This is a genomic window from Larsenimonas rhizosphaerae, from assembly GCF_026240105.1.
Lineage (GTDB): Bacteria > Pseudomonadota > Gammaproteobacteria > Pseudomonadales > Halomonadaceae > Larsenimonas > Larsenimonas rhizosphaerae.
In genome coordinates, this window is record NZ_JAPIVE010000003.1 from 314,822 (window position 1) to 329,490 (window position 14,669).

Consider the following 14,669-nt stretch of genomic DNA (forward strand, 5'->3'; position numbering starts at 1 on the left):
GGGCGGTCGCGTCGTTTACCCGCCCTGGCTGATGGCTGGCCTTGCGCCTCGCCTGCCTCTATCATCACACACCGAACACTACTGCCCGGCGCACTGCCGGCGCACTCATTTCAAAGCAAGGTAACTGGACTCCCATGGCGCAATACGTTTACACCATGAATCGGGTCGGCAAGATCGTGCCACCCAAACGGGAAATCCTGAAAGACATTTCCCTGTCATTCTTTCCGGGCGCCAAGATCGGCGTATTGGGTTTGAATGGCTCTGGCAAGTCCTCGCTGCTGCGGATCATGGCGGGCGTGGACACGGAATTCAACGGCGAAGCTCGCCCGATGCCGAACCTGAATGTCGGCTACCTTCCCCAGGAACCGGAACTGGATGACAGCAAGACGGTTCGCGATATCGTGGAAGAATCCGTCTCGGTCATCAAGGATGCTCAGGCACGACTGGATGAAGTCTATGCCGCCTACGCCGATCCGGACGCTGATTTCGATGCCCTGGCCGCCGAGCAGGGACGGCTTGAAAACATCATTGAAGCCAGCGACGCCCATAACCTGGAGCGCAAGCTGGAAGTGGCTGCCGAGGCACTGAGACTGCCGCCCTGGGAGGCACAGATTGCTCATCTTTCAGGGGGCGAGCGCCGTCGTGTTGCCTTGTGCCGCCTGCTGCTGTCCGGCCCGGACATGCTGTTGCTCGACGAGCCGACCAACCACCTGGACGCTGAATCCGTCGCCTGGCTTGAGCGGTTTCTGGTTGAATACCCCGGCACCGTCGTCGCCGTGACCCACGACCGCTACTTCCTGGATAATGCTGCGGGGTGGATTCTGGAACTTGACCGTGGCCGCGGCATCCCGTTTGAAGGGAACTACTCCAACTGGCTTGAAACCAAGGAGCAACGTCTGGCTCAGGAAGCCAAGCAGGAAGCCTCTCGTCAGAAGGCCATTACCCAGGAGCTCGAATGGGTACGCCAGAATCCCAAGGGACGCCAGGCCAAGAGCAAGGCACGCCTTAATCGCTTCGAGGAAATGCAGTCCGGTGATTTCCAGAAGCGTAACGAAACCAATGAAATCTACATTCCGCCCGGCCCGAGACTTGGTGACAAGGTCATCGAATTTCACAACGTCACCAAGAGCTTTGAAGGCAAGGTACTGTTTGAGGACCTGTCCTTTACCGTTCCGCAGGGGGCCATCGTAGGTATTGTCGGTGGCAACGGCGCCGGTAAATCCACGCTGTTCAAGCTGGTCACCGGCATGGAAAGCCCGGATGCGGGTGATGTCGTCATCGGCGAAACAGTTAAAATTGCCTACGTCGAGCAGCTCAGGGACAAGATGCAGGACAGCCAGACCGTCTGGGAAGCAGTATCCGACGGTCAGGACATGCTCAATATCAATGGCTACGAAGTCTCGTCACGCGCCTATGTCGGCCGCTTCAACTTCAAGGGCACGGATCAGCAGAAATACCTGAAGGATCTTTCCGGCGGTGAGCGTGGCCGTCTGCAGCTGGCTCAGACTCTCAAGCAGGGGGCCAACGTTCTGCTGCTGGATGAGCCGTCCAACGACCTGGACATTGAAACCCTTCGTGCTCTGGAAGATGCCCTGCTGGCCTTTCCGGGCTGCGCCATGGTCATCTCGCATGACCGCTGGTTCCTTGACCGTATTGCCACCCATATTCTTGCTTATGAAGGTGACTCCGAAGTGGTCTTCTTTGAAGGCAATTACGCTGAATATGAGGCAGACCACCAGAAACGTGTCGGCAACGATACCCCCAAGCGCACCAAGTACAAGCGTATTGATGCCTGAGTCTGGTTCGACTGCTTTATAATGAAACGCCCCCCAATGGGGCGTTTTTTATTCAATGCATGAAACAGGAATTATTAATCACGATACACGGACGCTTTGTCACCAGCCGCACACCTTATACTTTTCAGCACGCTCGGAAATATAATGACTGAGGTCATATTGCGTGAAGGAAAAAATCGCCGTCGCAGCCATGATCCTGTCTGGCGCCGTATGCTTTTACGTTTACGTCCTTATCAACGAAGGCTGCCCCTACTCCCGACACCTTGATGCGCGCATGTGCCAGGTCGTTACCAACACGGCCACTGCCCTTTCAGAAGCACTTCCACTGCCCGCCGCCGCCGATATGCGAATCATCGCTGCCCAGGCCGACAAGGCCACTCTGGTACTGCACGTACAGGCTACCGAGACACGCAGCAGCATTATTGCCAAGCTTCGCAGACACCCTGCCTCACAGGCTCGGATCAACAGGTACCTTCATGACCGCATGCGCTATGCACTGTGCAACGGACCCAGGGATAATCCCATGCGTCGCATACTGAATAACAAGGGAGCGCTGCGCTACCACGTTACGGATAAAAGCGGTGAGGCCGTTGGTAGCATCACACTTGAGCGCCTGGCCTGTACAGGGTGAGTGCTATCGCACACGCTTGCAGATGACACATGGCATGGGAGGCTCGTCAGTACAGGGAAGGATCCCGCTTGTCGGGGCGGGTCTTGAAACGACGGTGCAACCACAGATACTGTTCCGGATGACGGCGTATCGCCTGCTCGATAACCTGATTGACCCGCGCCGCATCGGCGACTTCATCGCCGGTCGGGAAATCGGCAATGGCGGGCAGATACTCGAGCGTATAGGTGCGATTGTCCGGATTACGGTGAAATATCAGCGGCATGACCGGTGCTCCCGTCATCCCGGCAATTCTGGACGTCATTTTTATCGTGGCCGCTTCAACCCCGAAAAAGGGGGCAAACACGCTGGCTTCCCTCCCGAAATCCTGGTCCGGCGAGTACCACACTGCACGCCCTGACTTGATGCGCTTTACCACACCGCGCAGATCGTGACGATCAATGGCCGCCCCGAAGATGCGGCGACGCGCCCGAGTCATGAAAGACTCGAACACGGGGCTGTCATGCGGTCGATATACCACATCCGCATCAAAAAACAGGGAATGAAGCGCTCCGCCCAGGTCCAGGGTGGAAAAATGAATGCCGATGATCAGCACCCCCTTGCCCTGCGCTTTAGCCTGCACCATGTGCTCATGGCCCTTGAAGGCGACCCGATGACGCAGATGCTCCGGATCACGGCACCAGCCGGTCGCCGTTTCAAGAATGCCGATCCCGTTGGCATGAAAGGTCTCACGTACCAACCGGGCTCGCGCCCGATCATCCAGCTCCGGGAAACACAGCCGTAGATTGGTCTCGGTGATGTGACGGCGCCGCCTGGCAAAACGCCAGACGCACTCCCCCATGATCCTGCCAAGGGCAATTTTCACTGGCCAGGGAAGCCACGCACCAAGTTTCATAAGGGTGATGCCGGCCCACGTTGGCCAGTAATACGGATGCGCCGGATGCGCCGGACGCGTTCGTTTCTTCTTGCCCATATCCTGTCCATTACTGAAAATGGCGGTCATTGTAGACCGCCATCAGGGTGACTTCGAGTCATGCCTGTATCTGGCGCGTCCTGCACAAAATCAAGGGTAATGACGCGGCACGCGCGGCAATACGCCAGTCAGCAGGGTATAACTGATGGTATCGCAGTACCGCGCCACCTCATTGATGTCCAGACAGGCCTCATTGGGTCCACGACCCCACAGCGTTACGGTCGTCCCGATATCTGCAGAGGGTACGTCCGTAATATCAACCGTCATCATGTCCATCGACACCCGGCCGACCAATCCGCAGCGAATGCCATCCACCAGTACGGGTGTGCCGTCAGGTGCATGGCGGTCGTAACCATCGCCATAACCACAGGCAATAACGGCGATTCGGCTGGGGCGCGTCGTAACAAATCGGCCGCCATACCCTACCGGCTCACCGGCTTCCAGCTGCTGAACGGCAATGATACGGCTGGAAAGTGTCATCACCGGCTTCAATCGCCGTGATAGATCATTCTCACCTTCGAGCGGGCTGGCCCCATAAAGCATGATTCCCGGGCGATTCCAGCCGCCATGCACTTCCGGTCGGCATAACGTGGCCGGCGAATTGGCAAAGCAGATATCGGCATTCAGCTGATGCGCCGTGGACTGCGCCGTAGCGGCCTGCTGCTGGAATAATGCCGTATCCATCAGCTCTGCCGTGGCAAAGTGCGTCATCAGGCGAAGTCCGGAGACATGGGAAGAAGCCGCAAGCCGCTGCCAGACGACCGGCAGGTCGGCCGGCTGAAATCCGAGCCGGTGCATTCCGGAGTCCAGCTTGACCCAGACGGTAATCGGCGCCGAAAGCTCAGCGGCCAGCAGGGCCTCGAGCTGCCACTGCGCGTGTACCACGCACCAGTAGTCACGATGGGCGATATCCTGCAACTCGGCCGGGTCAAAGAAGCCTTCCAGCAATACTACAGGTGACTCGATCCCCCCATCACGCAGGGCATCGGCTTCCTCGATGGATGCCACGCCAAACGCGGGAGCAAGTGACTCGAGCGCCCTGGCACAGGCCAGTGCGCCATGACCATAGGCATTGGCCTTGATCACGGCCAGTGCCTGACTGTGCGGCGCACACTCACACGCCAGTCGGTAGTTGTGGCGCAGGGCCTCAAGGTCAATCGAAGCGGTCAGAGGGCGCGCCATGTATCACTCCACTGCATATCATGTCCGTCGACCCGTTTATCGAACCGGGTCAAGACGAGCCTGTTCAACATTACCGAATACATCGGATACCGATCCGTCGGTATCGATTTCCCGGGCCAGCAGATCCTTGTCGTTTTGCCGATCCGGCGCGATCATGGCAACCGGATTGGCGCCATCAAGCCACTTGTTGAGCGCCTGCAGGGTGCCCAGGTCCAGCACGCCCGATGCCTGACGAAGATTCAGCATGTCCAGAATATAATCATAGCGAGCATCGGCATAATCCGAGATGGAGGTATACAGATTTTCTTCTGCATCCAGTACATCAACGATGTTGTACGTACCTACCTGATACCCCTGACGTGTCGCGTCGAGTGAGCTTTTGGCCGATTGAATCGCCTTTTTACGAGCCGCAATGCTATAGATGGCATTGTTTACCTGCGCGTAATAGGAACGAGCATTCTGAACAGCTGTTCTCAACTCGTTTTCGGCGTTGAACTGACTTTCTTCCAGCAGGTACGTGTTGTAACGCACTCGGGCACTGGTGGAGCCTCCACTGTAAATCGGAAGGCTGGCCTGAATACCCACCTGGGTATCTTCGCCATGGCCACGCAGATAGTCAGCATTCGAGCGGCTGTAATCGTAGTTGGCAAATGCCTCGATGGTCGGCAGGTGGCCGGCACGTGCCGTTTTGACATCAGAGCGCGCGGCTTCCACCCCGGCTCTGGCGGCCAGCAGAGATATATTCTGGCTGGAGGCCATCTGACTCCATGCATCCCGGGAGGCCGGCCTGGGCGGCCGAATCGGCAGACTCTGCTTCAATGAATCAATCGAGGCATACTGCCGACCGGTCAGCTGTTCGAGCGCCTCGAAATTGACCTCGACCGTACTCTCCTGAGCGATGCGCTGGGCCCGCGCGGAATCATAGGAGGATTCAGCCGAGCGCACATCCGTGATGGCAACGACCCCGACATTGAACTGCTGCTGTACCTGCTCAAGCTCTCTGTTCAGTGCCCGCTCCTGCGCCTTGTAGGTCTCCAGAAGCTCATTGGCGCGCAGCACTTCAAAATAGGCCTCCGCCACATTATACATCAGCTGCTGCCGATCACCGGCGAGTGACAACGACTGTTGCAGCGAGGAACGCTCGGCAGCCTCGAGCTGATACCAGTTGGTGGCATCAAACAGCGTCTGAGTGACCTGAAGTGCTGCGGACGTTGTTCCGTAATTGTCATCACTGGCACCTGCCCCTGCGGCACCCGCACCTGCCACACCACCTGCGCCTGCAGCACCGGCGCCACCGGTAGAGGCACGCTGGCGCTCAAGGGTGTGCGTCTGCGTGTAGGACGCCGTCGCCGATACCTGTGGCAGCAGATCCCCACGCTCGATGTCCTCATTGGCCCGCGTGCTGTCGTAGGTCGCACGGGACGCGTTGTATCCGGCGTTATTGCTGAGCGCATCCTGAGTAATCGTCATCAGATCGGCTGCGTGTGCCGGTACGGCAATCACCAGTGCGATCGCCAGCGGAAGGGACTTCATTCTGGGCATGGACAGGTTCCTGTAACGGCGAGAGCGAACGTCGCTGGCAGAGCGTCTTCGACTCCACCACGGCTTTCCACCGGATTGGGTTCACACATACATACATGATTGCATGTTAGTCATGGCAATAGTCTAACGCGCCACGACGAAAATAATAAGTTCAATTGCTCATAACGACATCGAGCGGGCACCAGGCCCGCCCGAAAGGGAGATGATTTACATCGCGCGCTACGACTGGTCGAAAATGGATTCCAGCGACAGGCCCTGCGCCTCGAGCACCTTGCGGAGCTTTTTGAGTGCCTCGACCTGGATTTGCCTGACCCGCTCACGGGTAAGGCCGATTTCCGCGCCGACATCTTCAAGTGTTGCCGCTTCATGACCGCGCAGACCAAAGCGACGTACCACCACTTCCATCTGTTTTTCGGTCAGCTCAGCCAGCCACTCATCCACGTGGGCCTTGACGTCAAAATCCACCAGATCGGATTCAGGGCCGGACTCATTCTCGTCGGCAATGGTATCGATCAGTGGCTTGTCACCTTCCGACCCGACCGGATAATCCACCGAGGATACCCGCTCGTTGAGCCCCATCATTTTCTTGACGGTGGCAACAGGCTTGTCGAGATGTTCTGCAATCTCGTCCGCCGTCGGCTCATGATCCAGCTTCTGTGTCAGCTCGCGCGAGGCGCGCAGGTAGACATTGAGCTCCTTGACGACATGAATGGGAAGACGAATGGTACGGGTCTGGTTCATCAGGGCCCGTTCAATTGTCTGCCGAATCCACCAGGTCGCGTAGGTTGAAAACCTGAAGCCACGCTCCGGGTCAAATTTCTCGACCGCCCGGATCAACCCGAGGTTGCCCTCTTCAATCAGGTCCAGAAGCGTCAGCCCCCGGTTCAGATAGCGGCGTGAAATCTTGACGACCAGCCGGAGGTTGGATTCGATCATTCGCTGCCGACCTGCCGGGTCGCCCTTGCGGGCCAGTCGACCGTAGTAGACTTCTTCTTCCGGCGTCAGCAGGGGTGAAAACCCGATTTCATTGAGATAAATCTGGGTGGCATCCAGGCTTTGACTGGCCTGACGCTCTTCCCGATGCAGAGCCTTTTCAAAGGCTTCTGCTTCTTCAGTGGCGGCGTTATCGCTGCCTTCCAGATTCAACTCCTCATCTGCGTCATCAAGATTTACGTCCTGTATATCTCGTTCTGCTACCGTCATAGCTCTTACCCCTTTTCATTCGAAGCTTCCGTTGCCCGGAATCGGGTGTCTACGCCTGTTTTTTATAATCGGGCGCGGGTTGCGGCGCGCGCTCGGTATTGCTCAGGCCTGATCCGGCAGATAGTTCAGCGGATCCTGAGGTTGTCCATCCTTGCGTATTTCAAAGTGAAGGGCCACCTGATCAGCATCACTGTTACCCATCGTGGCGATGGTCTGACCGGCACTGACAACGTCATTTTCCTTTACGTTCAATGACTGATTGTGTGCATAGGCACTGAGGAAATGATCGTTGTGTTTGATGATGATCAGGTTACCGTAACCACGAACACCGTTGCCCGCGTAAACAACAATGCCCGGGCCTGCAGCTTTCACAGACTGCCCCTTTTGACCGGCAATATCAATGCCTGCTGTTATATTTCGAGACTGGGTAAAATCACCCACTACCTTGCCTTTTACAGGCCATTGCCACGCGACATTGGCCACCGGCGAATACTGCTGTTTCGCCGGCTTTTCAGCGGTCGTTTCCCCGGCCACGGCCGTACCGACATCATTGCCCTTGCTATCGACCGTACTGCTGCTCGGCTGTCCGGCCGGGGGCAGGGTGCCGGAGGCGTCAACTGCGCCATCGGCATCCTCTGCATCCGAGGTAACAAGCCAGGAATCATCCGTGTCATCACTGCTGCTGCCCAGCGGTGACGTCGTAGCCCCCTGGGAGGATGCCACCGTCGGTGTACTTGCATCGCCCGCCGCCGAGAGCCTCAGCGTCTGCCCGGGGCGAAGGTTGTAAGGGGCCTCGATATTATTCAGCGCGGCCAGCTGTCTGAAGTCGACATCATGCTGCCAGGCAATGCTGTACAGGGTATCGCCGCGATGAACCTGATAGGAAACGGGCTTGTCAGCCTGCTGCCGATTGAAGGACAGGTCCTGCACCTGAGGCGCCGTGGCATTGGTACCACAGCCGGCCAGAAGCAGAACTGCAGCCAGTGAACCGGCCAGTTTGTAGTTACTCATTGCATATCCTTAACGAGTTGTCGTTTCAGCTGATGACGGCGCATTGCGCTCACCCAGCAAAATGACCAGCCCCATCCCGATGACCATCAATACCAGCGACATTGCCAAATGCGACGGCTCACCGGTCAGCGCCGAATAATGTTCCGGCATGAGCAGCTGATGATCCAGCGGAATCTTCTCGCCCTTGTCAGACAACCGGTACGCCGTCAGGGTCTTCCAGGGCCAGAGCGTTGGCAGGGACCCGAGAATAAAGCCGATCAGCAGCTGAAGCGTCATTGCATGATGGTGCCTGAACAGCCAGGACAGCAGACGCGAAAACGTGAAGAGCCCGACCAGACATCCCAGCGCAAACTTGACGATCAATACCAGGTCAAACCCCTTGATACCACTCATGACCGTACCGTACATCCCCATGGTCAACAGCAGAAAACTGCCGGAGACACCGGGAAGCAACATGGCACTGATCGCAATCGCTCCCGCGAAGAACAGCATCCAGCCACTGCTGTTACCGGCCGGCAGCAGATTCGGCAGGTACCAGGCCAGTATCCCGCCCAGCACCAGCGGTACCAGATGAGCAACATGCCAGTGCGTCAATCGGCGTGCCACGACAAAGGCCGAGGCCAGTACCAGCCCGAAAAAGAAGGCATTCAGTAGCAGCGGATACGCGTCCATCAACCAGGTAACGACATGCGCCACAGTGATCAGGCTGGTCAGGATCCCCAGCATCAGGGGCACCAGAAAACCGATATTGAGAAACTCGTACAGTCTGGGCAACCCGCCTTCACGCCAGACGCCGACAGCCTCGGGGCCAAAGCATTTAATGGTATGAATCAGCTCTTCATAAATACCGGTAACAAAGGCGATGGTACCGCCGGAAACGCCCGGTACAGCATCCGCGGCCCCCATGCCGGCACCCTTTAAATACAACGATAACGCTCGCTTCACACCTGTTGCTCCTTTACATGAATAATGCCCGGTGACGACAGCCAATCCGCGACATCGGCCAATGCCGAATGGCGCGTTAGATCCGTCATCAACGGTGTAATCGATACCCACTGTTCGCTGACCGCGGCAAAATCAGTGTCGCCGCCATCGTCGGCATTGCTGCCGGCCAGCGCGATCCAGTACCTTGCCCGCCCTCTCGGATCACGGACTTCCAGAGGCTGATCGCCCGGCCCGCGATGGCCCAGTCGAGTCACACGAAATCCCTTGATCTCCGACCAGGGCACATCGGGCACGTTGACGTTGAGCAGGCTGCGAGGTGGCAATGACAATCGGTCAGCACCGGATAGTAGTACCGCCGCCGCCCGTGCTGCCGTTTCGAAATGCGTATTGCCGCACAGGGAAACGGCCATGGCAGGAAGCCCGAGCGAACGTCCTTCCATGGCTGCCGCCACGGTGCCGGAATACAGGACATCGTCCCCCAGATTTCCACCGTGATTGATGCCGGCCACCACCATGTCGGGCGTATCCGGCCACAGCTCACTGACGCCCAGATACACGCAATCTGCCGGTGTGCCATCTACATAGTGAAAGCCGTTTTCAAGCGTATTGACTGACAGGGGGCGCGACAGTGTAAGCGAGTTGCTTGCCCCGCTCTTGTCTCGATCGGGCGCCACGACCCGCACCTCGAACGCGCCGGACAGTGTCTCGTACAGGGCGCGAAGCCCACCGGCGTGGACACCGTCATCGTTGGAAAGCAGCAGTTTTTTCATCGAATCTCCCGGCCCTTCAGGCAGGATTACAGGGTTGGATGGTCGATCAACTCGCGCAGCACAGCGGTCGCAAAGGCACCTCGTGGCAACGTCATGCCAAGCCACGTACCGGTCTCGTCACGCAGTAGTCGTCCCGCCTCAACCCGCACACGAAGGGCACGTCGGCCCGCCTCGGCCCGGGCACGTTCGATGCCACCGGCCAGAGACTCATGACGGTGCAGTACATCGCGTTCAAGCGTCTCCGCCGTCTGCGACGTACCAGAACGTCCCGTGCCGTACAACGGGCCTGTCGGGTGAATGTCGAGCGTGGCCACCCGCTGGCGAAGACGCTCATCAAGCCCGTCACTGGCGAAGTGACTGTGTGACCCTTCCAGCATGAAGACATCACCTTCCAGTGCCTGGTTCCAGCATCCAAGATCAATGCGCTCGGCCAGCACCTCATTGAAGAGAAAACTTCGGGCACTTGAAAGCAGCATGCCCTGACGGTCATCGCGACGCCGCCAGCCCCGATCCATGACCTGACGCGCCCGACGCAGGTTCTCGCCGCCGACGCCGAACCGCTGGGGGCCGAAGTAGTTGGGTACGCCGTCATCCAGCAACTGCTCCCAGCGCGCATCAAAGGCGTCAGTCATGACGCACTCGCCTTCAAGACGTAGATAAAACCGGTTGGCGCGATGAGCACCTCGCTTGAGCTTGCGACGATGACGGCCGGCATTCAACAACCGCCCGCCGGCACTCTCCACCAGCGTCGCCGGGTCTGTCGGCAAGGGGCGTCCAGGCAGCCAGATCGAAAACCACTGGCGCGTCAGTGCCATCCGGTCCTTCAGTCCGCTGTAACCGATATCCTTCAGTTCCACGTCCAGCAACTGACCCAGCCGACGAGCCATTTCCAGCGTCCCGAGGTTTGCTTTTTCGATGAAAAGCCACCAGTGCTCGCCGTCGCCTTCCGGCTCGAACCCCAGCTGCTCTTCTACCTGAAAATGGTCGGGATGCTGCCGGTACCGTGCCGGCCCCACCGGCAACCCGAAGGAGCGAGGCCACTCCGGCAGAATGCCGCTCACAGGGCCTCCGTCAGCAGCACGACCGCTTCCGCCGCAATGCCCTCACCGCGGCCGGTGAACCCCAGCGTTTCCGTGGTCGTGGCCTTGACGTTGACCTGACCGATGCTGACACCGAGATCCTCGGCAATACAAGTCCGCATGGCGTCGATGTGCGGCGCCATTTTGGGCAGCTGTGCCAACAGGGTTGCGTCCAGGTTACCCAGCCGGTAGCCCTTATCGCATACCAGCCGATAGACCTCACGCAACAGCATGCGGCTGTCCGCGCCCTTCCAGGCGTCATCGGTATCAGGAAAGTGCTGACCGATGTCCCCCAGAGCGCAGGCCCCGAGCAATGCATCACTGATGGCATGCAACAGCACATCACCATCGGAGTGGGCTACAAACCCATGATGGAATGGCAGGCGCACGCCGCCGATCATCAGATGATCCCCCGGCCCGAAGCGATGCACGTCGAAACCGTGACCAATACGTAATGTCATGAACCGTCCTTGAAAAGCAATTCGAAATCAGTCGCCGCCTGGCAGGGCCAGTAGCGCTCCCGCCAACGCGAGATCCTCGGGATGCGTAACCTTGATATTGTCACGACGTCCAGGCACCAAACGCGGCGAACGGCCCAGTGCTTCAATGGCCGAGGCCTCATCGGTCACCTCTACGCCCCCGGCCCGGGCAGCATCCAGTGCCTGGCACAACAGGTCATAGCGAAACCCCTGGGGGGTCAGTGCATGAAAGAGGTGCGCGCGTGATTCAGTGCGCAGTACACCGCCACAGTCATCGGCCCGCTTCATGGTATCGGCCACCGGAGCAGCCAGCAGGGCACCATCGGCGTGCTCGCCGGCGGCCGCATGAAGACGATACAGGTCTTCTACCTGCACACAGGGGCGGGCTACATCGTGAACCAGAACCAGGTCATCCGGCGCAGCCTGCTCGGCCACGGAAGCGAGGCCCGCCCGCACTGACTCGGCACGGGTTTCCCCGCCACGCACACGCTGCCAGCGGGCAAAGGGCACCATGGACGCGTCGAAGCGGTCGTCTTCATGATCCAGGCACAGCACCAGCACGGCTTCCGGAAAGGCATCATGAAGGCGGGAAAGCGTGTGTGCCATCAGTGGCCGCCCCTGAAGAAGCAGATACTGCTTGGGCCGGTCGGCCTTCATCCGGCTGCCGACGCCGGCTGCCGGCACGACAAGAAACAGGGTCATGAGCGAGGCTCCGGCGGGCTGTTTCTGGCTTCCTCGGTCGCATCGACGGTGACACCGGGCACCCAGAAGAACTGTTCGTCACCGCGCACCATTCCCAGATCATTGCGTGCCCGTTCCTCCACGGCCCCCAGGCCGTTCTTGAGATCGATGACCTCGGCGGCCAGACGCTCGTTACGCGCCTTGAGGACAGCATTGGACTCGGCCAGCGTATCGGCTCGGGACATCACCCGATGCCACTCGATAAAACCGCCCTCATCAAACCAGAGGTGGTACTGGAGTATGCCGAGCAGCGCTACCAGCGCGATCGAAAGCCATTTCAGCATGAGACATCCGTTGTGGGTCGTGTCCGGTCAAAGGGCCTGTCCGGCCCTCTGTGTTGATCGCGGGATTATGCCATTATCCCCGAACCTTCGCAGGCGCAAACCGGCACTATTTATCGGCAGGCTGATTCTCTGGCGTCTGTCGAGCCATGGGCTGGTCGATGGTACTGGCGTGCAGGGGAAAGTGGTTCCGACGGCGATCTTCAAAAAAATGCTCAAGCGTACGTCGGATGGTGGGAAAGGCCAGCGTCTCCCAGGGAATGTCCCGTTCGTCAAACAGGGCGACTTCAAGACTCTCCGTACCGGCCTCGAACCCGCCGACCAGATCTGCTCGAAACATCATGTAGACCTGATTGATATGGGTCAGATCAATCAGGGTATAAAGCCCCTGCATGACGACCTCGGCTCCGGCTTCCTCACGGGTTTCCCGGCGGGCGGCATCCTCGGTCGACTCGCCGTTTTCCATGTAGCCGGCAGGCAGCGTCCAGTAACCATGGCGTGGCTCGATGGCCCGACGGCACAACAGCACCCGCCCGTCCTGTACCGGAACGGTTCCAGCGACAATACGTGGATTCTGATAGTGCACCGTGCCACAGTGATGACACAGATGGCGCGGGCGATCATCACCGCGAGGAATCTCGAAGCGCACCGGCGCGCCACATTCACTGCAGAAATTCATGATGGCGCTCCCGTGCCTGGTAGAATGTCAGGAAAACGTTCGGCATGTTAAAGACCCTTGAGCAACGACTGCAAGCCTATCACCCTCAACGTATAAAGGGGGAGCGCCCGCGGGCCGCCGTTCTGATTCCCCTGCATGATGAACCAGAACCCCGCCTGCTGCTGACCCAGCGCAGTGCCAGGCTTTCAAGCCACGCAGGCCAGGTAGCCTTTCCAGGGGGCAAGCTGGACCCGGGTGAAACCCTGGAGGAATGCGCCCTGCGGGAAACCGAAGAGGAAATCGGGCTGCCTCGCACCAGTATTACCCTCATCGGCCGGCTGAGTGACTGCATTTCAATCAATGGCATTATCGTGACACCGTTTGTCGGGCTGATTCCCGCCCAGCCAACCCTTGCCATCAACCCCGCGGAAATCGACCGACTGCTGGAAATTCCGCTGGCCCGACTGATCGACGATGACCGCGCCTGGACCGATGTCATCGAACTCGATAACGCCGATACACTCTATGTACCCAGCTATACCGTGGCTGACACCCAGCTCTGGGGGCTGTCCGCCATGATGATCATCGAGTTGCTGCGCGTGGGGTTTCATGTGGATGTCAGTCTGTCACATCCGCCCACAGCGGGTGATCTTCGCCCTCGCCCCCCCAGGCGCAAGCGCCCCTATCAACAGGATACCGATTCATGACCACCCCCGACGCCCCCATGACCATTGACGGTCAGGATGCACTGATCGACCAGCTTGTGGCGTTTGGCTGGGGCGTACAGCACCAGGCTATCAGCCGAGAGCACATTCAGGCCCTTCGCCTGGAGCTGGATCATCTGCATGAGCACGACCAGCTCAGCCGAGCCGGCATCGGACGCGGCCAGGACCACCAGCTGCGCGATGATATTCGTGGCGACAGCATTTACTGGCTCAACCCGGCAGGGCCGGCACAGCAGGACTGGCTGATGCGCATGGAGCACTTCCGCCAGGCCCTGAACTACAGCCTGTTTCTGGGACTTCTGGAATTCGAGGCCCATTTCGCTCGCTATCCGGCCGGAACCTTCTACAAGAAACACGTGGACAGCTTCAGGAACCGAGCCAATCGCATGGTTTCGACCGTGCTGTATCTGAACGAGGACTGGCCGGCTGACGGCGGTGGAGAGATGGTGCTGTTTGACGAACACGACACCGACCGCGAAATCGGCCGGGTACGCCCTGAAGCAGGCACCCTGGTCTGCTTTCTATCGGAAACCATTCCCCATGAAGTGCTGCCAACGCATCATAGCCGAGCCAGCATCGCCGGATGGTTTCGCCGCAATGCCTCACAGGGTGGGCGCATCGACCCTGCCCACTGAGCACCGCCTATTACTACCCTT

16 protein-coding genes are annotated in these 14,669 nt (G+C 58.8%); 4 read left to right on the top strand and 12 right to left on the bottom strand.

The annotated features are described in order from the left end of the window. The first annotated feature begins 134 nt into the window (after nt 1-134). Both ettA and OQ287_RS11510 read left to right on the top strand, forming a co-directional pair. On the top strand, nt 135-1,796 hold the full coding sequence (gene ettA, locus OQ287_RS11505) for an energy-dependent translational throttle protein EttA (RefSeq protein WP_265896511.1): 1,662 nt from the start codon (nt 135-137) through the stop codon (nt 1,794-1,796). Between the two features lie 163 nt (nt 1,797-1,959). Further along, nucleotides 1,960-2,427 carry a hypothetical protein gene (locus OQ287_RS11510; RefSeq protein WP_265896513.1) on the top strand — a complete coding sequence of 156 codons (468 nt, stop codon included), beginning with the start codon at nt 1,960-1,962 and terminating at the stop codon, nt 2,425-2,427. Between the two features lie 46 nt (nt 2,428-2,473). On the opposite strand, the gene lpxL is transcribed toward OQ287_RS11510, so the two are convergent. The 12 genes from lpxL to OQ287_RS11570 all read right to left on the bottom strand — a co-directional run bounded on the left by lpxL (nt 2,474) and on the right by OQ287_RS11570 (nt 13,309). After that, complete coding sequence (gene lpxL, locus OQ287_RS11515; RefSeq protein WP_407658254.1) at nt 2,474-3,427, bottom strand: LpxL/LpxP family Kdo(2)-lipid IV(A) lauroyl/palmitoleoyl acyltransferase; 954 nt, start codon at nt 3,425-3,427, stop codon at nt 2,474-2,476. Nucleotides 3,428-3,487: 60 nt separating this feature from the next. Further along, the gene (gene alr, locus OQ287_RS11520; protein WP_265896514.1) at nt 3,488-4,579 is read right to left on the bottom strand and encodes an alanine racemase; all 1,092 of its coding nucleotides are present in this window, start codon (nt 4,577-4,579) and stop codon (nt 3,488-3,490) included. 36 nt (nt 4,580-4,615) lie between these two features. After that, nucleotides 4,616-6,121 carry a TolC family outer membrane protein gene (locus OQ287_RS11525; RefSeq protein ID WP_265896515.1) on the bottom strand — a complete coding sequence of 502 codons (1,506 nt, stop codon included), beginning with the start codon at nt 6,119-6,121 and terminating at the stop codon, nt 4,616-4,618. Nucleotides 6,122-6,340: 219 nt separating this feature from the next. Then, the gene (gene rpoS, locus OQ287_RS11530) at nt 6,341-7,324 is read right to left on the bottom strand and encodes an RNA polymerase sigma factor RpoS (RefSeq protein ID WP_250939120.1); all 984 of its coding nucleotides are present in this window, start codon (nt 7,322-7,324) and stop codon (nt 6,341-6,343) included. A gap of 102 nt (nt 7,325-7,426) precedes the next feature. After that, entirely contained in the window at nt 7,427-8,335 is a 909-nt protein-coding gene (locus OQ287_RS11535; RefSeq protein WP_265896516.1) for a peptidoglycan DD-metalloendopeptidase family protein, read from the bottom strand. Nucleotides 8,336-8,344: 9 nt separating this feature from the next. Next, nucleotides 8,345-9,280: a DUF368 domain-containing protein gene (locus OQ287_RS11540; protein ID WP_265896517.1), complete on the bottom strand. Its 936-nt coding sequence runs from the start codon at nt 9,278-9,280 to the stop codon at nt 8,345-8,347. After that, nucleotides 9,277-10,050 (bottom strand): 5'/3'-nucleotidase SurE, encoded by a 774-nt coding sequence (gene surE, locus OQ287_RS11545; RefSeq protein ID WP_250939115.1) that lies wholly within the window; start codon nt 10,048-10,050, stop codon nt 9,277-9,279. Before surE ends, OQ287_RS11540 begins: the two co-directional genes overlap by 4 nt. Nucleotides 10,051-10,076: 26 nt before the next feature. Continuing rightward, nucleotides 10,077-11,111, bottom strand: a complete 1,035-nt coding sequence (truD, locus tag OQ287_RS11550; protein ID WP_265896519.1) for a tRNA pseudouridine(13) synthase TruD — start codon at nt 11,109-11,111, stop codon at nt 10,077-10,079. Next, the gene (gene ispF, locus OQ287_RS11555; RefSeq protein WP_250939110.1) at nt 11,108-11,590 is read right to left on the bottom strand and encodes a 2-C-methyl-D-erythritol 2,4-cyclodiphosphate synthase; all 483 of its coding nucleotides are present in this window, start codon (nt 11,588-11,590) and stop codon (nt 11,108-11,110) included. The genes truD and ispF overlap by 4 nt, the downstream gene beginning before the upstream one ends. Before the next feature lie 27 nt (nt 11,591-11,617). After that, nucleotides 11,618-12,310, bottom strand: coding sequence for a 2-C-methyl-D-erythritol 4-phosphate cytidylyltransferase (gene ispD / locus OQ287_RS11560; RefSeq protein WP_265896520.1), 693 nt, complete (start codon nt 12,308-12,310; stop codon nt 11,618-11,620). Next, nucleotides 12,307-12,633, bottom strand: coding sequence for a septum formation initiator family protein (locus OQ287_RS11565; RefSeq protein ID WP_250939106.1), 327 nt, complete (start codon nt 12,631-12,633; stop codon nt 12,307-12,309). Before OQ287_RS11565 ends, ispD begins: the two co-directional genes overlap by 4 nt. Nucleotides 12,634-12,739: 106 nt before the next feature. Next, on the bottom strand, nt 12,740-13,309 hold the full coding sequence (locus OQ287_RS11570) for an NUDIX hydrolase (RefSeq protein ID WP_250939104.1): 570 nt from the start codon (nt 13,307-13,309) through the stop codon (nt 12,740-12,742). A 44-nt stretch (nt 13,310-13,353) separates the two neighbouring features. On the opposite strand from OQ287_RS11570, the gene OQ287_RS11575 reads away from it, so the two are divergent. Further along, nucleotides 13,354-13,995, top strand: coding sequence for an NUDIX hydrolase (locus tag OQ287_RS11575; protein WP_250939102.1), 642 nt, complete (start codon nt 13,354-13,356; stop codon nt 13,993-13,995). Then, complete coding sequence (locus OQ287_RS11580; protein ID WP_265896523.1) at nt 13,992-14,648, top strand: 2OG-Fe(II) oxygenase; 657 nt, start codon at nt 13,992-13,994, stop codon at nt 14,646-14,648. The genes OQ287_RS11575 and OQ287_RS11580 overlap by 4 nt, the downstream gene beginning before the upstream one ends. Nucleotides 14,649-14,669: the final 21 nt, after the last annotated feature.